The sequence below is a fragment of the Pseudoalteromonas sp. SCQQ13 genome (assembly GCF_015864415.1).
Taxonomy (GTDB): Bacteria; Pseudomonadota; Gammaproteobacteria; order Enterobacterales; family Alteromonadaceae; genus Pseudoalteromonas; species Pseudoalteromonas nigrifaciens.
This window is the reverse complement of sequence record NZ_JADYXG010000009.1, coordinates 151,009-173,316: the sequence shown is the minus strand read 5'-3', so window position 1 is coordinate 173,316 and position 22,308 is coordinate 151,009. Positions and strand designations below refer to the sequence as shown.

Sequence of the window (22,308 nt, the reverse complement as noted above, 5' to 3'; positions counted from 1 at the left end):
ATAACTACAAGACATAAAAAAAGCCCGTTAGGGCTTTTTTTATTGGCTGAATAAAACTGATGTTTTACAGCTTAGCAAACGCGCGCTCTGCGGCTGCAATGGTATCTTTTATTTCTTGCTCGTTGTGCGCTGCACATACAAAGCCTGCTTCAAAAGCAGAGGGGGCTAAGTAAACACCTTCTTCAAGCATCAGGTGGAAAAAACGTTTAAAACGCTCTAAATCACACTCAGTAGCTTGTTTGTAAGTTGTTACTTTTTCAGCATCAGTAAAGAAAAAACCATACATGCCACCGGCGTAGTTAGTGGTTAATGCAATGCCTGCTTTTTTAGCACCGGCTTCAAAGCCTTCACAAATTGCTTTACTGGTTGCTTCTAGTTTTGCATGTAAGCCTGGCTCGCTTAATAACTCTAGCGATTTTAAACCTGCAGCCATGGCAATTGGGTTACCCGACAATGTACCCGCCTGATAAACTGGGCCAACCGGTGCAATATAATCCATAATTTCGGTTTTGCCGCCAAAAGCGCCCACTGGCATGCCGCCGCCAATTACTTTACCTAAACAGGTTAAGTCTGGTTTTATATTGTAGTAGGCTTGTGCGCCGCCAAGTGCAACTCGAAACCCGGTCATTACTTCGTCAAAAATAAGTACCGATTTGTATTCGTCACAAACGTCGCGCAAACCTTCTAAAAACCCCGGAACCGGTGGAATACAGTTCATGTTACCAGCAACAGGCTCAACAATAATGCATGCAATTTCGTCGGCATATTTAGCAAAAATAGCTTTCACTTCATCTAAATTATTAAACGATACAGTAAGCGTATGTTTTGCAAAATCTTCAGGAATGCCCGGCGAATTAGGCACGCCCATAGTCAATGCGCCAGAGCCCGCTTTAACTAATAATGAGTCGGCATGGCCGTGGTAACAGCCTTCAAATTTAAGTATTTTATCGCGGCCAGTAAAACCACGCGCTAAGCGAATAGCGCTCATAGTGGCTTCTGTGCCTGAGCTAACCATACGTACTTTTTCGATTGATGGTACTAGCTCTTTTACTTTTTCAGCCATTAAAATTTCGGCTTCGGTAGGCGCGCCATAACTTAGGCCGTTTTCTACCGCGTCGTGTACTGCTTGTTTAATTGCAGGGTGGTTATGGCCCATGATCATAGGGCCCCAAGAGCCAACATAATCGATATAGCGATTACCATCGGCGTCAAATGTAAACGCACCCTCAGCTTTAGTGATAAATAGCGGTGTGCCGCCTACACCATTAAAAGCACGTACTGGTGAATTTACGCCACCAGGAATAGAAGCTTGAGCGCGTGCAAATAAGTCTTGGCTAATTGTCATGAAAAATCCTATTGTTTTGTCACAAAAAAAGTGGGTTTAGCTATCGCGTTTGCGGCTAAACCAAGGTACGTCTACTTCATACTGCTCGACTTTGTTTTCTACGCCGAGGGTTAAAGCAAACAGTGCCATACGAATTAATACGCCATTTTGTACTTGGCGAAATATAGCTAAATTGTCATTTGCGTTTAAGTCGTTATCTAGCTCGTTGGCTTCTAGGCGACTATCGCGTGGTAGCGGATGCATTAACACTGAATTAGGTTTGCAATGTGCAGTGTAAATTGATTGACTAATTCTAAACCCACCACGGTATTTGTTGGCTTCTTCTTGCGAAGGAAAGCGCTCTTCTTGAATACGCGTTTGATAAACTATGTCGGCAGCTAAGTTACCTTCCATTTTGTTTACCAATTCAATTTTATGACCTGCATTATCTACTGCATCTAATATATAGCTAGGCATTTGTAGACCATCGGGTGCAACCATCGAGAATTTCACGTTTTTATAGTGGCATAATAGTTTTGATAAAGAGTGCACAGTGCGACCATATTTTAAATCGCCTACTAGCGCAATGTGCATACCATCTATGTTTTGCTCAAAACGGTTAAGCTCACGCTCAATGGTTAATAAATCGAGCAGTGCTTGAGTGGGGTGCTCGTTAGGGCCATCGCCACCATTAATCACAGGGATTGAGCAGCCTGTTGCAAATTCACTTACTGAACCTGCATCGGGGTGGCGCATAGCGACAGCATCGGCATACGCCGAAATAACACGGGCGGTGTCGTAAAGCGACTCGCCTTTAGCGAGCGCTGAGCTTTGCATGCCGGTTGTTTCGCGAACGAGTCCGCCGAGTAAGTTAAAAGCGGTGCCAAAGCTTACGCGTGTGCGTGTGCTAGGTTCAAAAAATAAGTTGGCTAAAATGGCACCTTCTAGCACGTTAGTACGCTTTTGTTTTTTAGCGTAGGGTTCCATTTTTTTAGCTACTGCAAATATACGTTCAATACAGTCTCTGTCGAGTTGATTAACTGAGAGTATATTTTCACCTTGGAAACTTAACATGGGGTTATTCCTACTTATTCAAAAAGGCGCGATAATCCTTAAAGGAGCACGCAATCGCGCATATTATAGCAAAGTTACTTAGCTAGTTGGCAGAGTAAATTACCTAGAAACATTTTATTATAAACTGGGTTTTATTACCGCCAGTGCCACTATTATTAATAGTGCTATAACGGGTAACTCATTAAAAATACGATAAAAACGGTCACTTTTAGTGTTACGGTCATGTTTAAAATCAGCTAAAAGCTTAAAACAGTAACCATGGTATAGGTATAAAATAATTACTAGCACTAGTTTATAATGCAACCACATGCTGTACTTAAACCAATCGCGGCCATATTCAACTATAGTGAGTACACCAAATACCGCGGTTAACACGGCAAACGGAGTGACAAAAAAAAGCAGCCTACGTTCCATTACTTTAAGCATAGAGTTGCATGCCCTTTCTTCGCTCATAGCGTGGTACACAAATAACCTTGGTAAGTAAAAAATACCGGCAAACCAGGCAATCATAAAAAATATATGCAAGGTTTTGTAAATTAATAATGCGCTCATATTACCCTCATTTAAATTAAAGTAAGCTGTTACGAATGGTTAAAATATGATGGATTTGATCCCAACGTAGTAATCCCATAATTTGTTGATTATCTAATAAGTTATATACATACAATGCGCCACTGCGCTTATCATTTAATAGCTCAAAGGCATCAGCTAAAGTGGCTTGGCTGCTAATACCGGCCAAACTAATATAGCTAAGGTTAGTTACTTGATCCGACATTAAACTCAAGTCATATTCAGCCAATCGGTAACCATTTTCTTCATCAAATACAATTAATGGGGTTTGGCTGTCCATCGCATCAAGGGTGTTTTTTATTTGCTGTTTATCGTCGGAGTAAAGCAACTTAAAGTCTTCATCCATTTCATCCATTACCCCTACTTTTTGTAGTGCCTCAGTAGCGGGAGATACCTGGTAAGGTAACTCTTGAAAATCCAGCTGTTGTAAAAATATCGAGCGATTACCAAACACTTGCAGCGCGGTAACATAAGCGGTGGTAATAACTATCATTGCAGGCACTATTATTTCTGGAGACGAAGTGAGCTCCATCACTGTGGTTAAAGCCGCAAGCGGTGCATGCAGCGTTGCTGCTAATAATCCTGCCATGCCAAGTACACCATAAGTGCCTGCTATATCTGTACCTGGGCTAATAAACTGGGCAAAAAAGGCCATTAAAGTACCAATTAAAACCCCCAGCCCTATAACCGGTCCAATTAAACCACCGGGAATACCCAAACCTATCGCAAATAATGTGGCGAGTAACTTAGCAATTAAAATAGTAGTTAATAATTGCATGTCTTCAGGGGATTCAACCGCAATAGTAATTGCACTCATACCCGACCCCATAGCTTGGGGGACGGTATACGCAATTAAGCTGGCAATACAGCCAGCAATAAGTAAGCGAGGAAACATGCTAAGTGGTTTAAACGTTTTAATAATTAACATTAAGTTTTGATTAAAACTATAGGCTATTGCGCCCAGCGCCATGCCACACAATATTAAGTACGGGTAATGCCAGCCACTTAGCGGTGCAATGCTTATAAGTGCTAACTCTGAGCCTTCGCCAAATACAAATTGGGTTGCTAAAGCGCCAGTAACAGCTGCAAGCATAATTGGCACAAATATATGTACTTTATATTCTCGAAGTACTACTTCCATTACAAAAATAACCGCTGCTAACGGCGTGTTAAACGAGGCGGCAATACCAGCTGCAATGCCACAGCCACTAAGGGTACGCATGGCGTTATGAGGTAAGTGCAATTTAGTTGCTAAGATACTTGCCCCAGTTGCACCTAAATGCACCGAAGGCCCTTCGCGTCCCACCGAAAAGCCGCTGATGAGAGCCAATGCACCACCAACAAATTGGTTTAGGGTGTTATATATTGGCATTTGCCCGTAATGGCGTTTAATACGGTGAATTACAAACGGAATACCCAAGCGATAATGTTTAAAGCCAGTAAAAGCCGCAAAAAGCGCAATTAAGAGTGCCGCAATAAGGGGCATTAATACGCGTTCTAAAGTGGGGAGGGTGGTAAAGTCGTCGGGAGTTTCTAAAAATATACTTTGAAAAAAAAGAATCGTTAAGCGAAATAAAATAATAAAAAATGCAGCTATTAATCCGGCACTTACGCCTAATAAGCATAATTGTACGGATGTTTTAGGTTTGGCTAATCGACGCCTGAGTTGCTCAAGCCACATGCTTTATTTCCCCGCAGCATTTTTCAGCGGTCATTTTAGCAAAAGCCACTCGCTAAGTCGTTGTGATTTTGTAAAATAATTACATTTATAGAAAAGTTAACGTTAAAATACGCAAATAAGCGATGCTGGACTCAATATTTAGGTTTAGTTTGCTACTAACAGCAGCGAGTGCCTGCAACCTTTATCTTACTATACTTGATTAAAACACTCGGGTATTAGATAATCACGGCATTACGATATTGAGGGTTTTAAAATGTCTGAAGAATTACCAATTAAGTTCACTGACGCGGCAGCCGATCGTGTTAAACAGTTAATCGATGAAGAAGAAAATCCAGAACTTAAATTACGCGTATATGTAACGGGTGGTGGTTGTTCTGGTTTTCAGTACGGTTTTACCTTTGATGAAAAGGCCAATCCAGGTGATTTAGAAATCGTCAAAAATGGCGTGATGCTGGTGGTTGATCCGATGAGTTTACAATATTTAGTAGACGGTGAAGTTGATTACACTGAAGGATTAGAAGGCGCACGCTTTTTTGTAACTAATCCTCATGCAACTACAACCTGTGGTTGTGGTTCAAGCTTTACTATTTAACAAGGGTCTGTTGAACTTTCAAGGTTAAATTTGCAGCAGTCTGTTTGGTGTTTAGGCAAGGCAGAGCCTATGTGGTGTGGTTATTCCCCATAAATAGGCGATAACGTAGCATCAATGCCAAACAGGCGCTGCCCGAAGGGTTCTGCCTAGGGGCAATTAACTCTTTGTTGCTCGGTTTTTACTTAGCCCACTAGGTTACAAACCTAGCGCCGCGATTAAATTGCCCCTAGTTGGAACAAATATTAACCCGCAAAGGTCAACAAACCCTGGGTAAACAATAAAATATTAAAGCCGCTTTTGCGGCTTTTTTAATGCCTAAAATTCGCTAGGAGTGAATTCGGTTATTTGCATCATTAATATAAAAAAGCCAAGTACAAAAGTAGAAAACGCGAGTATATATACAAAGCCTCTTTTGCCTTTTTTAATAGGCACACCATGGTGGCGAAGAAAAAAACACCAGCCTAAGCACAGTATAATAGGAAGTAAAAAAAGTAGCCTGAACATTATTTAGCCTTTTAGGGTGCTCGTTATTGATTAAGCATAAACATGTAACACTAAAATGGAACAAAATTGTTACAAATATTTATTAATGGTTTAAGCTATCTATTCAGGCTTGGTAAATATATATTCATTATTTAACCTGTGCCGAATGTAATTAGCCATTTTACCAATGAGTTAATAGTATACAATATATAAGAATGAGACGGGCAAAATTTCATTCACCACCACAATAAGTAAGTATTATTTATAGCGTTTTTTAGCTCACAATGAGTAATTAGTAATTAGTAATTAGTAATTAGTAAAGCTGAGTTGCAATCAATGCCCAATTAGGCTGTTGTGCAGTGTACTCACTGAGCGCTATTAATAAATTGCATCAATTAGTATTTACACCGCATTAAGTAGGAGATGTACATGATGGGTAAAACAGTTTCATCAGAAGAAAATGCAAAACTGACCAAATGGCTTAAAAGTAAACGTCATGACAAAGGGCATACAATGCGCAGTTTAGCGCAGTTATTGGGTACACCACATTCGTTTATTGGCAAAATTGAAAACCAAGAGCGCCGCTTAGATGTAATTGAATTTGTGCGCTACTGTAATGCACTCGAAGTTGATCCGCATGAGGCATTAAACTTACTTAAAGTTGATTAATAGCCGCAAGTTACTTGGCATATTTTAATGCACCTTTAAATATGCCAAGTAAATAATTTATTTTAAGTATTGAGTTTAAGTATTTTGGTGATAATTACGCTCTAGCTGATACAGTTTATGACGAATTAAGTATAAAAATATCAACGATGGCAACACCATTAATGCCGTAAGAATAAAAAATAGCGACCAGTTACCCGCTAGCCAATCATCTATTACTACCCCACTGTAACTCGACAGTAAAGTACGCCCTAAATTACCCAGCGACGCAAGTAACGCATAATGTGTTGCACTAAATGCTCTATCGCATAGCATGGATATAAATGCCACCATAGCTACTAGCGACCATGCCTGAGTAAAACCATCAACCACAATAGCCATGGCGTATAAATGCTCTTGTGGGCCGGCAAGTGCAATCCAAGAAAACATTAAATTAGATGCCGCCATTGCCACACCACTAATAAATAAGCCTTTAACAATGCCGTATTTATGATTAAAAATACTGCCTAAAAAGGCAAATACGATGGTAATTAATCCGGTGCCTAGCTTAGAGTAATTGGCTATTTGGGTATTACTAAAGCCAACCTCTTTATAAAATACAATCGACATGCGAGCTAAAAACGCTTCGCCAATTTTAAATAAGAAAATAAATGCAAGCAGTGCCAACGCGGTTTTAACGCCATTTTTAGCAAAAAAGGTTTTAAACGGATCAACCACAGTAACTGCAAGCCAAGCGAGTGTTTTAGTTAATGGTGTTTGCTTGCTGGCGGCAAGTTTTTCAAGGTATACCCGCTCAAGCTCAGCGTGCACTGCTTCGCGGTTTGATTCGGGTTCTTTTGCCCAAAATACACAGCTCATTAGTAGCAGCATTATGGCGGATAAAAAGTAGTATACTTGCGGCCAATCTATCGAAGGTATATCGGCCATATAAAACGGAATGGCCCCAAGTAGCGCATAACCCGACCACCAACCCGAGGTTGCCATGGCAGCGGCGGCGGTCGCTTTGTGAGATTCATTTTCGCCCAGGGCGTCTATTCTAAAAGCGTCAATAGCAATATCTTGAGTGGCAGAGGCTATGGCTATTAATAAACAAAGTGCGGCGACGAGCGCTAAATTGGCTTTTAAATCAAGCCCTGCTAATAGCAGTGTGCCAAGTAAAATAAAGCTTTGGCAAAACAGTATCCAGCTTCGGCGTTGGCCTAACCATTTGTATAAAAAGGGTAGTTTGGTACGATCAATTAACGGCGACCATAAAAAGTTAATGCTGTAAGCGCCAAACACAATGCCAAATAAGCCAATCATACTGCGGCTTAAGCCTTCGTCTTTTAGCCATGCCGACATTACAGAGCCAATCAGCACCCATGGAAAACCACTACTCATACCAAATATAAAAATATTGATAAGGCGTTTGTCTTTAAAATAAGAAAAATATTCGCGAATAGAGAGTGTTTTGCTCATAGGGCCTTCATTGGCTTTAACACAGAGCAGCTAGGCTGCTCTTTTAATTGTTACAGGGGAACTTGTTCAAGTAATTTAATATTTAAAATAACTACAGGCTCTTTGGGTACAAAGTCGTAGCCAATTTTTTCGTTAAATCCGGTTTTTACCGCCATAATTTTATCTAGCGTGTCGTAGCCGTCCATTACATTGCCAAATACCGCAAACCCCCATTCTCTGCCAGGGTTTAAATGGTCGTTATCGTCCATATTAAAAAAGAATTGGCGCGTTCCTGAATGAGGTTGGCGGTCTTGATACGCCATAGCTATGCTATACATATCGTTTTTTAAGCCATTACCGCTTTCGTTAAAAATAGGATCGTTTTCGTGTAGTCCATCGTAGTCTTTATCGTAGCCGCCACCTTGAATAACAAAGTCGCGGTCGTTTTCTACATCACGCTCAATACGATGAAACACACTGCCTTGATAGCTTTTATCCATTACGTAGGTTAAAAAGTTATTTGCAGTAATGGGGGCTTTAGAGCGGTCAAGCTCAATCACTATGCTACCCAGTGAAGTGACTATTTCAACACGCGGAAAAATATTATCTTTTTGTACAAAACGGCCTTCTTTAGCAGCAAGCGTAGTGGTACTAAAGAATAGGCTTAAGCAGATTAAAAAAAGTCGTTTCATTGTTAACCTTCTAAAAATTCTATTAATTCAGGGTCAGATACAATGCGGGTAATAATTTGCTCAGTCAACTTATTAAGCTGACCTTCTATTTTTGCTCTGTCGTGCCCCAGTGGCCCTGCTAAATTAGCATTGCCTCGGTATACTTTGCTAAAGTTACTGGTAGCGCGAATAACACGCACGCCAAACTCTATAGAAGCCGCGCTGGTGTGGCTCATTAGTTTTTCGGTAACAACTGCTTGCAAAGCATGAATATCTACTTCAAAGCGCACCGTGGCTAAGTTAGAAATGCTGGCACCGTTACGACTTAGGGCGCTGTCGAGCGCACTTTTTACTGAGGCTGTAATACCATGGCTGGCAAAAGTTTTGGTTTTGTCAGACTCTATAAGTTTTAAGGTGGCAGTATCGCCTCTTAAATCAATTACACTGGTACTTAAGCTGCTGTTGATTGAACTTATTTGCCCATTTTTATAAACAGGATTAAGTATTATCTGATTTGGCTGATTACTACATGCAGGCAGTGCCAAAAACACCAACCAAGGTAAAAGGTATTTTATAATTTGCATTTATAACATTCCGGTATTTTTTGTGGCACTAAGTACAACAAACTTTTTGTTAGAACCTAGTAGCTTGCAGTTACCAAACATACGGTTTAGTTTGTCGTGGTAATCTAAATGACGGTTACCAATAATACGCAATTCGCCACCTTCTTTTAAAGTATCTTTTGCTTCTTTAAACATTTGCCATGCAATGTGGTCGGTAACCGCTTGAGCTTGATGAAATGGCGGGTTACATAGCACCATATCAACACTGTCGCGCTCAAATCCCGATAAACAGTCATTTTCAACAAATGAACATTGCTCATATTTAGCTTCCATATTGAGCTCTACATTCAAGCGTGCCGATTCAACGGCCATATACGACTCATCAACAAAAGTAATATTTGCATTTGGGCAACGCGATAATGCCATTAAACCCACCACGCCATTACCACAGCCTAAATCAATAATGCTTTTAGCTTTATTGGTTTCTGGTAAGTAGTTAAAAAAGAACCGTGCGCCAATATCTAATGAATCACGCGAAAACACATTTGCATGGTTACTAATAGTAAAGTCAGTGCCTTCAAGTGGCCAATTTACCGGAAAATCAGCGGCTTTATACCCACCTTGTGCGTGGCTTATAATTAAGCGTGACTTTTTAACCGCTAAACTTGTTTTTGTTTCGCCAATAAACTGCTCAAACGCTTTAATTGTTGAATTATGCACATCTTTTGTTTTTGCCGCGGCAATAACAGGCGTTCCGGGTGCAAGCACTTCGCTAAGCTCAGACAGTTGATACTGTAAAAAGCCTAATGTGCGTGGTACTTTAATAAGTACCAAATCAACTTGTTCAGGTAAAGCCGATAAACTATCGAGCTGGCTAAAGGTAATAGCAGGTATTTTATTCTCTGCTAAGTTATAAGCTGCTGCTTGGTGGCTAATATAAGAGTCGTTTACTGAACAAACAGTTAATTGCTTGTGGCTAAAATAACAAGAAAGCGCGCCAAAACTATCATTTAAAATCAGCAAAGAGCGACAATCAGGATGATGTTCGCTAACATAGTCGATTAAATATTCGTCGGCTGAATCCCAAGCTTGTAAGCTGCGGTTTTTTTGATCCAAAGGAAAGCGTTCAAGAGTAAAGGTTTTATCGCCGAGCTGTGCTTGCATGGTCATAATAGTTTAGTGATCAGTAATCAAATGATAGGTAAATTCTAACATGCAACGGCCAAACGCCAACCCCCAACTGTTACCAAATGGCTTTTCTTATCAAAGTAGGGCGCTTAGTGCACAAAAAAGCCTCGATTTGTTCTACTATTTACAGCAAAACCTGTGTTGGCAGCAGCCTAATGTTACGGTTTACAATAAAACGGGGCCAATTCCTCGGCTGCAGTGTTTTATCAGTGAAAACAATATTGAGTATGGTTATTCTCACAGTAAGTTAATAGTAGAGCCTTGGCCTGATGTTTTACTGGCAATGCGCAAACGTTTAGAGCGGCATTTAAACCAGCCATTAAATTCACTATTAGTAAATTATTACCGCGATGGTAACGATACTATGGGGTGGCATAGCGACGATGAAGCAGAGCTTGGCCATCAACCTACTATTGTTTGTATATCGCTTGGGGCTGAGCGAGTATTAAAACTAAAACACAAAGCTAGCAATAAAGTTACTGATTTAAAGCTCCGTAGCGGCAGCTGTTTAATTATGAGTGGCAATAGTCAGCGCGACTATCAACACGCTATTGCTAAGCAAACTACCTTGGCTCATCCGCGAATAAGTTTAACCTTTCGCTTGATAAAGCGTTAGCCATTAGGCTTAGCAAGTTGCTATAGTGGGCTTATAAATAAGTAACAATAATGGTTTATGTCATGCAGCAACAAATTCAACAAAAAATCAGCGATGCAATTGCCTGTAAGCATTTAAATGTAATTAACGAAAGCCATATGCACAGTGCTGGCAGCGACTCGCATTTTAAAGTGATAGTGGTTAGCGAAGAGTTTGCTGGTAAGCGCTTATTACAGCGCCATCGCGAAATTAATGAAATTTTAAAAGATGAATTAGCCAATCATATTCATGCACTGGCTATTCATACTTATACGCCAGATGAGTTTGCTGAACATAATGGTGAAGCGCCTGATTCACCCAATTGTATGGGTGGCTCTAAGTCAGCTTAAACAATTAATAGCGATTTGATTGATGTTTACACTCAAGATTAACTGATCAGATCAGTGTTTTTAGTATTAGCCTTTAAACTAGCGCTAATTTTTATTGTAAAGATATAGGATGATCAATGGTCATTAAGCCTAAAATTCGTGGATTTATCTGCACCAATGCCCACCCAGTGGGCTGTAGCGAACATGTTCAAGAACAAATTAATTATGTAAAGCAACAAGGTGCATTAAAAAATGCCCCTAAAAATGTATTAGTTATTGGTGCCTCTACAGGCTATGGCCTTGCATCGCGTATTACTGCGGCGTTTGGTGGCGGTGCTAAAACATTAGGTATTTTCTTTGAAAAAGAAGGCACTGAGCGCAAAACGGGTTCTGCAGGTTGGTACAATACAGCTGCATTTCAAAATGCTGCAGACGAAGCAGGCCTTTGGTCAAAAAATATTAATGGCGATGCGTTCTCAAACGAAATTAAGCAAAAAGCAATTGATACTATTAAAGCCGATTTAGGCAAAGTAGATTTAATTATTTACAGCTTAGCGTCTCCGCGTCGTACCGATCCTAATACCGGTGAAGTGTTCTCATCTACGCTTAAGCCAATTGGTAATGCAGTTACAACTAAAAACCTGAATACCTCAAAGCGTGAAATTGATGAAATAACCGTTGAAGCGGCAAACCAAGATGATATCGACAATACTATTAAAGTAATGGGCGGTGAAGATTGGGAAATGTGGATTGATGCACTAAAACAAGCCGATGTGCTAGCCGATAACTTCAAAACCACTGCTTATACCTACATAGGTAAAGAGCTAACATGGCCAATATACGGGCATGCAACGATTGGTAAAGCAAAAGAAGATTTGGATCGTGCAACGGCTGCTATTAAAGCTTCGACTAGTGATTTAAATGGCGAAGCGTATGTATCGTCACTTAATGCGGTAGTAACACAAGCTAGCTCGGCTATTCCTATTATGCCTTTGTATATTTCTGCTTTATTTAAAGTAATGAAAGCCGATGGCACCTACGAAGGTACTATTGAGCAAATACAGGCGTTATTTAGCGAAAACTTATACGGCGACACGCCACGTTTTGACGAAGGCGGTCATTTATTCCAAAACTATAAAGAGCTAGAAGATGACGTACAAGCACGTATTCAAGCTATTTGGGATAAAGTAGATACTAGTAGCATTGATGAACTAACCGATTATGTTGGTTATCATAATGAGTTTTTACGCTTGTTTGGTTTTGGTATACAAGGCGTTGATTATGAGCAAGAGGTTGACCCTGTTCAGCCTATTGCGAATATGATTGACTAATCAATTGTACAAAACAGTTTGAAAAGTCGCCTAGTGCGACTTTTTTATTACTGATTTTTTTATAAAAATAATGTTTCTTAGTAAACGTACAACTTTGGTCTAGCTTGAATTTTATTAAATAGCTACATCAAGCGTAAATAAGTCTTTCTCTGGTATAATTTTTATAAATACACTCGCATAGTGTTGCACAATGATGTTAAAATCATAGCAATATGTGAGGAGTTTTACTGCGTTGCTTGTTTAGTATTTATAGCAAGTTAGTTTTACACAACTTGTTATAGTTAATATGGCGACGTGGTTGATACGATTTTTCAGTTTCTTTCCGTTAATGTAGTGCAAGTGCGTATGATCAATATAAAAAAAGGTCTGGACTTACCCATAGAGGGCGCTCCTCAGCAAGTTATTCATGATGGTTCTACCGTCAAACGTGTAGCTGTGCTAGGTGAAGAATTTATCGGTATGCGTCCAACCATGCATGTTCGTGTGGATGACCAAGTGAAAAAAGGCCAGGTACTTTTTGAAGATAAAAAGAACCCAGGTGTATTATTTACTGCTCCAGCTTCTGGCACAGTAAAAGAAATTAATCGTGGTGCTAAACGTGTACTGCAATCTGTTGTTATTGAAGTTAACGGCAGTGAGCAAATCACCTTTGGTACTTTTTCTGATGCCGAGCTTTCGAGCTTAGATCGTGAAAAAGCCAAAGAAGTACTTATACAGTCTGGTCAGTGGACAGCACTTCGTGCTCGCCCATTCAGTAAAGTAGCGGCAGTGGATGCAAATCCTAGCTCTATTTTTGTGACCGCAATCGACACTAATCCACTTGCTGCAGATCCTGCGGTAATTATTGCTGAAAATGTGCAAGCATTCGAAGCAGGTTTAGCTGTTGTGTCGCGTTTAACCGACGGTAAAGTATTTGTTTGTAAACAAGCAGGTAGCCAAGTTCCTAGCTCATCTATAGCTCAAGTAGAAGTACATGAGTTTGGTGGTGTGCATCCGGCTGGCCTTGTTGGCACACATATCCATCATCTTGATGCAGTATCTATTAGCAAGCAGGTTTGGCATATTGGTTACCAAGACGTTATCGCCTTTGGTCACTTATTCCTTACCGGTGAAATTTACACTGATCGTGTAATTTCTCTTGCAGGTCCTCGCGTTAAAAACCCTCGTTTAGTGAAAACACAATTAGGTGCTTCATTGGATGATTTAGTTGCTGGCGAATTAGAAGACGGTGATAACCGTGTTATTTCTGGTTCAGTATTGTCAGGTTCTATTTCAAACGGTGTTCATGCATTCTTAGGTCGTTACCACGTTCAAGTATCTGTTTTACTTGAAGGTCGCGAAAAAGAATTGTTTGGTTGGATTGCACCAGGTAGTGATAAATTTTCCGTAACGCGTACCTTTATTTCTCACCTTGCACCGAGTCGTTTATTTAAAATGACAACGTCAACAGGTGGTTCAAAACGTGCCATGGTACCAATTGGTAGCTATGAGCGTGTAATGCCGTTAGATATTTTGCCAACTCTATTATTACGCGACCTATTGTCACGCGATGTAGACAGTGCAATGTCATTAGGCGCGCTTGAACTAGATGAAGAAGATTTAGCGTTATGTACCTTCGTTTGTCCGGGCAAATACGAGTATGGCGCAGCCCTACGCGATTGCTTAACTACGATCGAGAAGGAAGGCTAGAGAGATGGGTTTAAAAAAATATCTTGAAGATATCGAGCCGAATTTTGAAGCCGGTGGTAAATATGAAAAGTTTTATGCTCTGTATGAAGCAGTAGCAACTATTTTTTATACACCAGGCTACGTAAATAAAGGCGCGACACACGTTCGTGACAACATCGACCTAAAACGCATGATGATTTTAGTGTGGATGGCAACGTTCCCTGCTATGTTTTTTGGTATGTTCAATATTGGTCATCAGGCCGCTGGTGCTTTAGCACAAGGTTTTGAACTAGCTAATATATGGCAAGTTGATTTGTTTCAACTGTTAGGCGGTCAATTAACCGCTGATGCAGGCTGGGGCGCTAAAATGTTCTATGGAGCGTGTTTCTTCCTACCAATTTATGCAGTTACTTTTGCTGTAGGTGGTTTTTGGGAAGTTATATTTGCTTCAGTGCGTAAACACGAAATTAACGAAGGTTTCTTCGTAACATCAGTGTTATTTGCACTTATTTTGCCAGCAACTATTCCTTTATGGCAAGTTGCGCTTGGTATTACATTTGGTGTTGTAATTGCTAAAGAAATCTTTGGTGGTACAGGTCGTAACTTCTTAAACCCTGCGTTAGCTGGTCGTGCGTTTTTATTCTTCGCATACCCTGCACAAATTTCAGGTGACACAGTATGGACAGCAGTAGATTCGTTCTCTGGTGCGACTATGCTTGGTCAAGCGTTTGTTGGCACACTTGATTTTTCAAACATGGAGTTATGGTGGAATGCGTTTTACGGTTTCATTCAAGGTTCTGTAGGCGAAACATCGACACTTGCATTATTAGTGGGTGGCTTGTTCCTTATTTACGTGCGTATCGCTTCTTGGCGCATAGTGCTAGGTGTATTTTTCGGTATGGTAATCACTGCATTACTGCTAAATACAGTTGGCTCTGAGACTAACCCCGTATTTGCTATGCCTTGGCATTGGCACTTTGTACTAGGTGGTTTTGCGTTTGGTATGTTCTTTATGGCTACCGACCCTGTGTCTGCTGCATTTACCGATAAAGGTAAGTTAGCTTATGGCGCGCTTATTGGTTTTATGGTTGTTATGATCCGTGTTGTGAACCCTGCTTTCCCAGAAGGTATGATGCTAGCAATCTTATTTGCTAACTTATTTGCTCCACTGTTCGATCACTTTGTAGTGCAAGCTAATATCAAACGGAGGTTGGCACGTAATGTCTAGTAATAACGAATCAATCGGTAAAACGTTAGCAGTAGTTGTTGCGCTATGTTTAGTGTGTGCAATTATCGTATCGTTTGCTGCTGTACAGCTTCGTCCTTTACAGCAAGCTAATAAAGCGAAAGATATTCAAAGTAATATCTTAGTTGCAGCGGGAATCGGAAAAGTTGAAAATGTTTCTGAAACATTCAACAACAAAATCGAAGTACGCTTAGTTAATATGAAAACGGGTGAGTCTTTTGCAAGCGACTCAAGTGAAGAAGTTCAGGCTAAGGTTAATGCATTTGACTTTGAAAAAAGCAAATTTGACCCTAAGCTAAGCTTTGCGCTTGCTGAAAAAGGCATTACTGATATTGCGGGCATTCAGCGCGTAACGACAGAGGCACCTGTATACATCTCTAGAGCAGATAATGGGTCAGTTGACACTATTATTGTTCCTATTCAAGGTTACGGTTTATGGGGCTTAATGTATGGTTTCCTTTCGCTTGAAAATGATGGCGAAACAATCAAAAACATTATCTTTTATAAGCATGGTGAAACACCTGGTTTAGGTGGCGAAATCCAAAATCCACAGTGGACTGCAAAATGGGAAGGTAAAGAATTACCTATCGATGTTGTAAAAAGTGGCGCTAGCAATGAGCATCAAATTGATGGTCTATCGGGTGCAACTTTAACGTCTAACGGTGTTGATAATACAGTTGACTTTTGGACTGGTGACAATGGCTTTGGTCCATTCCTTGCGGAAGTACGTAAAGGAGCATTGAAATAATGGCTGATACTAAAGAAATGAAAGCGGTCCTATTTGGCCCGGTTTTAGCTAACAACCCAATCGCACTACAAGTACTTGGTATTTGTTCTGCGCTAGCGGTAACATCTAGCTTAAAAAACGCATTAATCATGTCAATTGCTTTGACCTTGGTAACCGCGTTTTCTAGCTTCTTTATCTCGACTATTCGTAACCAGATCCCATCGTCAGTACGTATTATTGTACAAATGACGATTATTGCATCTTTGGTAATTGTTGTTGACCAAGTACTACAAGCATTTTCTTACGCTACGGCAAAAGAGCTTTCGGTATTTATCGGTCTAATTATTACTAACTGTATTGTAATGGGTCGTGCTGAAGCATACGCAATGAAGTCACCGCCACTTATGTCGTTTCTTGACGGTATTGGTAACGGTTTAGGTTATTCAGTAGTACTACTTACCGTTGGTTTCATTCGTGAACTATTTGGTAAGGGTTCACTATTCGGTGTTGATATTATCCCATTAGTACAAAATGGTGGTTGGTATCAACCTATGGGTCTATTGATATTACCACCGAGTGCATTCTTCATCATTGGTTTATTCATATGGGTACTACGTACTTATAAGAAAGACCAAGTAGAAGCTAAAGCGTAAGGGGCACACAGTGGAACATTATATTAGTTTATTTGTAAAAGCCGTTTTTATTGAAAACTTAGCGTTATCATTCTTCTTAGGCATGTGTACTTTTTTAGCAGTATCTAAAAAAGTAACCACATCAATTGGCCTAGGTGTAGCGGTTATTGTTGTATTAGGTATTTCGGTACCAGTTAATAACTTAGTTTACCATGCAGTGTTAGCACCGGGTTCACTTACGTGGCTTGGTTACCCAGATGCAGATCTTAGCTTTTTACGTTTCTTAACTTTCATTGGTGTTATTGCAGCACTTGTGCAAATTTTGGAAATGGCATTAGATAAGTTCTTCCCAGCACTTTACAACGCGTTAGGTATCTTCTTACCACTAATCACAGTTAACTGTGCAATTTTTGGTGCGGTATCTTTCATGGTTGAGCGTAACTATAACTTCGGCGAGTCTGTGGTTTATGGTATTGGCGCTGGTGTTGGTTGGGCACTTGCAATTACATTACTTGCAGGTATCCGTGAGAAAATGAAATATTCAGACGTTCCAGATGGCTTACGTGGTTTAGGTATTACCTTTATTACTGTTGGCTTAATGGCTCTTGGCTTTATGTCATTCTCTGGTATTTCACTGTAAAGGTAGCGAGGATAAATCATGGGTTATACTGATATTTTCTTAGGAGTTGGTGTTTTCATCGCTATCGTTGTACTACTAGTTTTAGTGATCATTGGTGCTAAATCTCAGTTAGTTGCAAGTGGCGATATCATCATTGGGATTAATGGCGACCCAGACAAAGCCATTAAAACATCAGCAGGTAGCAAGCTATTAGGCGCGCTATCTGAGTCAGGTATTTTCGTATCTTCTGCATGTGGTGGCGGTGGCTCTTGTGGTCAGTGTCGTGTACACATTAAAGAAGGTGGCGGCGATATTCTGCCAACTGAACTTGATCACATTTCTAAAGGTGAAGCCCGTGAAGGCTGTCGTTTAGCGTGTCAGGTAAATGTTAAAAATGACATGGAAATTGAGCTTGAAGAGTCAATTTTCGGTGTTAAAAAATGGGATTGTGAAGTTATCTCTAACGATAACAAAGCAACGTTCATTAAAGAACTTGTACTACAAATTCCAGATGGCGAGTCAGTGCCGTTCCGTGCGGGTGGTTACATCCAAATTGAAGCGCCAGCTCATCATGTTAAATATGCTGATTTCGATGTTCCAGAAGAGTATCGTGGTGATTGGAACCATTTTGGTTTCTTCGACCTGGAGTCAAAAGTAGACGAAGAAACAATTCGTGCTTACTCAATGGCTAACTACCCAGAAGAAGAAGGCATCATTATGCTTAACGTGCGTATTGCTGCTCCACCGCCAAGAAACCTAAGCCTGCCATGTGGTAAAATGTCTTCGTACATTTGGTCACTAACTAAAGGCGATAAAGTAACTATTTCTGGTCCATTTGGTGAGTTCTTCGCTAAAAATACTGACGCAGAAATGATCTTCGTTGGTGGTGGTGCTGGTATGGCGCCAATGCGTTCTCATATCTTTGATCAACTTAAACGTTTGAACTCTAAGCGTAAGATGAGCTTTTGGTATGGTGCACGTTCTAGACGCGAAATGTTCTATGTTGAAGATTTTGACGGCCTAGCTGCTGAAAACGATAACTTCGTTTGGCACACCGCGCTTTCAGATCCGCAAGCAGAAGATAACTGGGAAGGCTACACAGGCTTTATCCATAACGTGTTATTTGAGAACTATCTTAAAGATCACGAAGCCCCTGAAGATTGTGAGTACTACATGTGTGGTCCTCCAATGATGAACGCGGCAGTTATTACTATGCTTAAAGATTTAGGTGTTGAAGACGAGAATATCTTACTAGATGATTTCGGTGGCTAATAGCTAAATGGGTTGAATCTATTTCAACCCTTAAAGGTCAACAAGATCTATATCAAAACAACTTAGTTTTGGTTAAAATATCAGCCTCGTAGCATATTATGCTACGAGGCTTTTTTATTCATAAAGTTTTATTCTTAAATTAATAGAAGTAGGGTTGTGATGAATCGTGTAAGTATTCCCCAAGGCATAATGGCCTTGTTTTTAATATCGCTGATTTTTTTACTTAGTGGATGTAATGAAAAACCGCAGCCAGAGAGCTTTTACCTAGAAGGTAAAACAATGGGTACTACTTACCATATTAAATTTTACGATGAGCAGCCTCAGCGCGACGTAGTAGTGCTTAAAGAGGAAGTTGATGCTGTTTTACAAGATATAAATCAGTCTATGTCAACGTACATACCTGACTCTGAAATAAACACTTTTAACCGTTTACCAGCCAATGAAGTAATGCCAATAAGTGCAGACTTTAGAGCGGTTGTTACTGAGTCAATTCGATTAGGCGAATCAACTAAAACTCTCGATGTTACTATGGGGCCGCTCATTGATTTATGGGGTTTTGGCCCTAATAAAAAACCAACTAAGCGCCCAAGCGATGTAGCCCTAGCAAAAATGCTGGCAAATATTGGCGTTGATAAACTTACCTTAACTGAGCAAGGTTTGGCTAAAACCGTTGATGGCTTAGAGCTGACGTTTTCGGCAACCGCTAAAGGTTATGGCATAGATAAAGTAGCGCAACTTTTAGAAAGCCATAATATTAGTAACTATATGGTAGAAATTGGTGGCGAGCTGCGTATAAGCGGTGTTAAACCCAATAATCAAGACTGGAAAATAGCCATTGAACAACCTGATGCACAGCCAGGTGAGCGTGAAGTGCATCGAGTTTTAGCGCCCGGTACCAATGGTATTGCTACATCGGGCGATTACCGTATTTTTTATGAAATGGAAGGTGAAACATACAGCCATTTAATCGATCCAGTAACAGGTATGCCTAGCCGTCACGATTTAGTATCGGTAACCGTATTGCACCCAAGTGCTATGACAGCAGACGGGCTTGCAACGGCATTAACCGTAATGGGTATGAAAAAAGCCCAAGCTTATGCACAAAAACATGATTTACCAGTGTATTTAATAGGAAAGTCAGATGAGGGTTTAATAACATATTCAAGCCCTGCATTTAAGCCTTATTTATAACGCTTAGGTTTATATTTTAATCACTAAGGTATATAATAACAGTTGCTCAAATATGTTTGAGCCTAATTTATTGCTGAACAATAGGGGCTAAGCAATGTCACTTTTTCTTCTTACTTTTACTTTACTTATTTTGATTGTGGCAGCGATGGCTGTGGGCATGATTGTACAAAAAAAATCTATGGCTGGTAGTTGTGGTGGCCTAGGTGCCGTAGGTATTGATAAAGCCTGCGATTGCGATGATCCATGTGATAAACGTAAACAGCGCATGGCAAAAGAGCAAGTTTGGAAAGAAAATCAAATTATGTAACGTATTTTTTATTTAAAACATACGTGTAAAAAAAGCCCCCAATATTTAATTATTGGGGGCTTTTTTATATGCGTTATTAATAGCAGAGTAATAACGCATATAAAACGAAAACTAACTTAAGGCTAATTAAATTGTTATTGAACTGGACGTTGTTTTATCAATATAAATAAGCAAAATTTGATTAGGTATAAAAATTAATGAAGTAAAAATGCTAAATATTTATTATTTTTTCTTGTGCAGCCCACTCGCTTTGTTATACTCACGTTCGAACTTTCAATAAGTTTTGAAAGTTTGATTGATGCAAATCAATTTCCACTTAGCAAGTTTGTGCTAGTCGGATCTAATTGTATTTAGCAGCTGATTTTAGGCTTACAGCAGGTGTGATTTGCTATTTTTCATTATTTGCGTATTGAGTTATTTTTGTTATTAGTCATTTAAGTAGGTTAATGTCTTTGAACGCACTATCTTGTAATCATACTAATGTTCAGCTTGCCTTTGGCGAGAGTGCATTGTGTGGGCGCTTGAATAAGGCTGGAAAAGGCGTGTGCGTGGCTATAACATTAGTCGTATTTAATACCCTAATGCTGCTAAGCGGAGCTGCAGAGGATGCATTTAGCCTTGAAGCTTTGTTAAGCGATAACACTTTTGTAGAGCCGTTATTACTAACAATTGCTGAATTTTTAGCTTATCCGATTATTTCTAGCCAGTTACTTATTGGCCTTTGTTGGTTATTGTTTCATACATTTTCAGCACGTCGTGCTGGAATAATCCTCCGTAAAGCAGCCTTTGCTTTTAGCGAGGCTAAAGTTAGCCAACCAGTGCAAGCCGCACATGGTTGTCGTGCTCCACCTAGCTTTACAGGTTGTCTGTAAGGTTACCCCTTGTTATTGGTTTAATTATTTTGTCTTGCTGTAAATAATTAGCCTGTTGTAAACAAAGTAGCTCAGTGTTTTTTAAACACATTTCAGCCAACCACCACTCACCCAAGTTAACTTTTATTACGTTATATAAATGCGTTTAGAAAGCTGGGTTTGTTGCTAGGTCTTTATTGGCATGAGCTTTAGATTTTGAATAGCCCCCTTATTTTTTATAATTTGATATTAGTTAACTTGGGTTTACCGATAAACCGTTGCTTAGCGCTATTTTAAAGCAGCACCTTAGAACTTTTAGGTTTGTAGGATAGTCCCTTGATAATTCGTAACCTCTGTAATATTGCTTTAGCTAGTACAGTACTGGCGTTGTCAGGCTGTAAAGGCGGGATACTCGATCCAAAAGGGCAGATAGGCATTGATGAGAAAAACTTAATCATCATAGCTACTGTGCTTATGTTACTGGTAGTGATCCCCGTTATTGTGATGACTTTATATTTCGCTTGGAAATATAGAGACACACAAACTCATGAAATTTACGCTCCCAAATGGGCTCATTCTAATAAGATTGAAGCTGTTGTGTGGGCTGTTCCTATTGTTATTGTTGTTATTTTAGGTGTTATTACTTGGCAGTCTACGCAAGCGTTAGACCCTTACAAGCCAATTGAAGGCAAAGGCAAGCACCTCACTGTAGAAGTGGTATCGCTAAACTGGAAGTGGTTATTTATTTACCCTGAGCAAGGCATTGCTACGGTTAACGAGTTGGTGTTTCCGGCAAATGTACCGGTTGAATATAAAATTACTTCAGAGAGCACCATGAATTCATTTTTTATTCCGCAATTGGGGAGTCAAATATACTCAATGGCTGGCATGGAAACCAAACTGCATTTAATCGCCAATGAACCGGGTACTTTTAAAGGTTTTTCGGCCAATTACAGTGGTGCAGGTTTTACCGGTATGAAGTTTAATGCCATTGCTACTCCTACCCAAGCCGGTTTTGACAAATGGGTAAGCGATATAAAAGCACAAGGTAATAACCTTACTCATGCAAATTATGTTGAGCTGGCTAAAGCGAGCGAAAACAACCAGGTGGCCTATTACGGCGACGTTGAAGCAGGCTTATTTCATACCATAGTGATGAAATATATGGGCGCACACGGCGATATGAATAAAAAGCACCCTGCAATGGGTGAGCATTCAACGCACTCATCTCACAGCCAAGGCGAGGAATAAC

24 protein-coding genes are annotated in these 22,308 nt (G+C 40.0%); 15 read left to right on the top strand and 9 right to left on the bottom strand.

Features of this window, described 5'->3' with window-relative positions; all coding sequences use genetic code 11:
• Positions 1 to 64: 64 nt before the first annotated feature.
• The 4 genes from hemL to I6F41_RS09485 form a co-directional block, all read right to left on the bottom strand.
• Positions 65 to 1,345, bottom strand: a complete 1,281-nt coding sequence (gene hemL, locus I6F41_RS09500; RefSeq protein ID WP_011328912.1) for a glutamate-1-semialdehyde 2,1-aminomutase — start codon at positions 1,343 to 1,345, stop codon at positions 65 to 67.
• A gap of 36 nt (positions 1,346 to 1,381) precedes the next feature.
• Positions 1,382 to 2,398, bottom strand: a complete 1,017-nt coding sequence (locus I6F41_RS09495) for an aspartate carbamoyltransferase (protein ID WP_011328911.1) — start codon at positions 2,396 to 2,398, stop codon at positions 1,382 to 1,384.
• Between the two features lie 117 nt (positions 2,399 to 2,515).
• Positions 2,516 to 2,950: a CopD family protein gene (locus I6F41_RS09490; RefSeq protein ID WP_011328910.1), complete on the bottom strand. Its 435-nt coding sequence runs from the start codon at positions 2,948 to 2,950 to the stop codon at positions 2,516 to 2,518.
• Between the two features lie 16 nt (positions 2,951 to 2,966).
• The gene (locus I6F41_RS09485) at positions 2,967 to 4,649 is read right to left on the bottom strand and encodes a chloride channel protein (protein WP_182684581.1); all 1,683 of its coding nucleotides are present in this window, start codon (positions 4,647 to 4,649) and stop codon (positions 2,967 to 2,969) included.
• A 253-nt stretch (positions 4,650 to 4,902) separates the two neighbouring features.
• Here I6F41_RS09485 and erpA point away from each other — a divergent pair, with 253 nt between their 5' ends.
• Complete coding sequence (gene erpA / locus I6F41_RS09480) at positions 4,903 to 5,241, top strand: iron-sulfur cluster insertion protein ErpA (protein WP_011328908.1); 339 nt, start codon at positions 4,903 to 4,905, stop codon at positions 5,239 to 5,241.
• 315 nt (positions 5,242 to 5,556) lie between these two features.
• On the opposite strand, the gene I6F41_RS18025 is transcribed toward erpA, so the two are convergent.
• Entirely contained in the window at positions 5,557 to 5,745 is a 189-nt protein-coding gene (locus tag I6F41_RS18025; RefSeq protein WP_011328907.1) for a hypothetical protein, read from the bottom strand.
• 408 nt (positions 5,746 to 6,153) lie between these two features.
• Here I6F41_RS18025 and I6F41_RS09475 point away from each other — a divergent pair, with 408 nt between their 5' ends.
• Positions 6,154 to 6,393, top strand: coding sequence for a helix-turn-helix domain-containing protein (locus I6F41_RS09475; RefSeq protein ID WP_011328906.1), 240 nt, complete (start codon positions 6,154 to 6,156; stop codon positions 6,391 to 6,393).
• 75 nt (positions 6,394 to 6,468) lie between these two features.
• Here I6F41_RS09475 and I6F41_RS09470 read toward each other — a convergent pair whose 3' ends face one another.
• From I6F41_RS09470 to I6F41_RS09455, 4 genes are read right to left on the bottom strand one after another with little or no spacing between them, the layout of a single operon-like run.
• Entirely contained in the window at positions 6,469 to 7,848 is a 1,380-nt protein-coding gene (locus tag I6F41_RS09470) for an AmpG family muropeptide MFS transporter (protein WP_011328905.1), read from the bottom strand.
• A 50-nt stretch (positions 7,849 to 7,898) separates the two neighbouring features.
• On the bottom strand, positions 7,899 to 8,519 hold the full coding sequence (locus I6F41_RS09465) for a peptidylprolyl isomerase (RefSeq protein WP_086993910.1): 621 nt from the start codon (positions 8,517 to 8,519) through the stop codon (positions 7,899 to 7,901).
• A 2-nt stretch (positions 8,520 to 8,521) separates the two neighbouring features.
• Positions 8,522 to 9,082, bottom strand: coding sequence for a YajG family lipoprotein (locus tag I6F41_RS09460; RefSeq protein WP_011328903.1), 561 nt, complete (start codon positions 9,080 to 9,082; stop codon positions 8,522 to 8,524).
• Positions 9,083 to 10,231 (bottom strand): methyltransferase, encoded by a 1,149-nt coding sequence (locus tag I6F41_RS09455; protein ID WP_011328902.1) that lies wholly within the window; start codon positions 10,229 to 10,231, stop codon positions 9,083 to 9,085.
• 43 nt (positions 10,232 to 10,274) lie between these two features.
• Here I6F41_RS09455 and I6F41_RS09450 point away from each other — a divergent pair, with 43 nt between their 5' ends.
• From I6F41_RS09450 to cyoA, 13 genes are all read left to right on the top strand, one after another.
• On the top strand, positions 10,275 to 10,865 hold the full coding sequence (locus I6F41_RS09450) for an alpha-ketoglutarate-dependent dioxygenase AlkB family protein (protein WP_182684502.1): 591 nt from the start codon (positions 10,275 to 10,277) through the stop codon (positions 10,863 to 10,865).
• Positions 10,866 to 10,927: 62 nt separating this feature from the next.
• On the top strand, positions 10,928 to 11,233 hold the full coding sequence (locus I6F41_RS09445) for a BolA family protein (RefSeq protein ID WP_011328900.1): 306 nt from the start codon (positions 10,928 to 10,930) through the stop codon (positions 11,231 to 11,233).
• 116 nt (positions 11,234 to 11,349) lie between these two features.
• The gene (gene fabV, locus I6F41_RS09440; protein ID WP_086993907.1) at positions 11,350 to 12,543 is read left to right on the top strand and encodes an enoyl-ACP reductase FabV; all 1,194 of its coding nucleotides are present in this window, start codon (positions 11,350 to 11,352) and stop codon (positions 12,541 to 12,543) included.
• A gap of 345 nt (positions 12,544 to 12,888) precedes the next feature.
• Positions 12,889 to 14,232, top strand: a complete 1,344-nt coding sequence (locus I6F41_RS09435; RefSeq protein WP_011328898.1) for a Na(+)-translocating NADH-quinone reductase subunit A — start codon at positions 12,889 to 12,891, stop codon at positions 14,230 to 14,232.
• A gap of 4 nt (positions 14,233 to 14,236) precedes the next feature.
• Entirely contained in the window at positions 14,237 to 15,439 is a 1,203-nt protein-coding gene (locus tag I6F41_RS09430) for an NADH:ubiquinone reductase (Na(+)-transporting) subunit B (protein ID WP_197108258.1), read from the top strand.
• Positions 15,432 to 16,205 carry a Na(+)-translocating NADH-quinone reductase subunit C gene (locus I6F41_RS09425; RefSeq protein WP_011328896.1) on the top strand — a complete coding sequence of 258 codons (774 nt, stop codon included), beginning with the start codon at positions 15,432 to 15,434 and terminating at the stop codon, positions 16,203 to 16,205. Before I6F41_RS09430 ends, I6F41_RS09425 begins: the two co-directional genes overlap by 8 nt.
• Complete coding sequence (locus tag I6F41_RS09420) at positions 16,205 to 16,837, top strand: NADH:ubiquinone reductase (Na(+)-transporting) subunit D (RefSeq protein ID WP_011328895.1); 633 nt, start codon at positions 16,205 to 16,207, stop codon at positions 16,835 to 16,837. The genes I6F41_RS09425 and I6F41_RS09420 overlap by 1 nt, the downstream gene beginning before the upstream one ends.
• A 10-nt stretch (positions 16,838 to 16,847) precedes the next feature.
• Entirely contained in the window at positions 16,848 to 17,456 is a 609-nt protein-coding gene (gene nqrE, locus I6F41_RS09415) for an NADH:ubiquinone reductase (Na(+)-transporting) subunit E (protein ID WP_011328894.1), read from the top strand.
• A gap of 18 nt (positions 17,457 to 17,474) precedes the next feature.
• Positions 17,475 to 18,707, top strand: a complete 1,233-nt coding sequence (gene nqrF, locus I6F41_RS09410; protein ID WP_011328893.1) for an NADH:ubiquinone reductase (Na(+)-transporting) subunit F — start codon at positions 17,475 to 17,477, stop codon at positions 18,705 to 18,707.
• 159 nt (positions 18,708 to 18,866) lie between these two features.
• A complete protein-coding gene (locus I6F41_RS09405; RefSeq protein ID WP_182684503.1) occupies positions 18,867 to 19,898 on the top strand; it encodes an FAD:protein FMN transferase in 1,032 nt (343 codons plus the stop codon).
• Between the two features lie 94 nt (positions 19,899 to 19,992).
• Positions 19,993 to 20,205, top strand: coding sequence for a (Na+)-NQR maturation NqrM (nqrM, locus tag I6F41_RS09400; RefSeq protein WP_011328891.1), 213 nt, complete (start codon positions 19,993 to 19,995; stop codon positions 20,203 to 20,205).
• 452 nt (positions 20,206 to 20,657) lie between these two features.
• The gene (locus I6F41_RS09395) at positions 20,658 to 21,077 is read left to right on the top strand and encodes a hypothetical protein (RefSeq protein ID WP_041454755.1); all 420 of its coding nucleotides are present in this window, start codon (positions 20,658 to 20,660) and stop codon (positions 21,075 to 21,077) included.
• A 315-nt stretch (positions 21,078 to 21,392) separates the two neighbouring features.
• Positions 21,393 to 22,307: a ubiquinol oxidase subunit II gene (cyoA, locus tag I6F41_RS09390; protein WP_086993897.1), complete on the top strand. Its 915-nt coding sequence runs from the start codon at positions 21,393 to 21,395 to the stop codon at positions 22,305 to 22,307.
• Position 22,308: the final 1 nt, after the last annotated feature.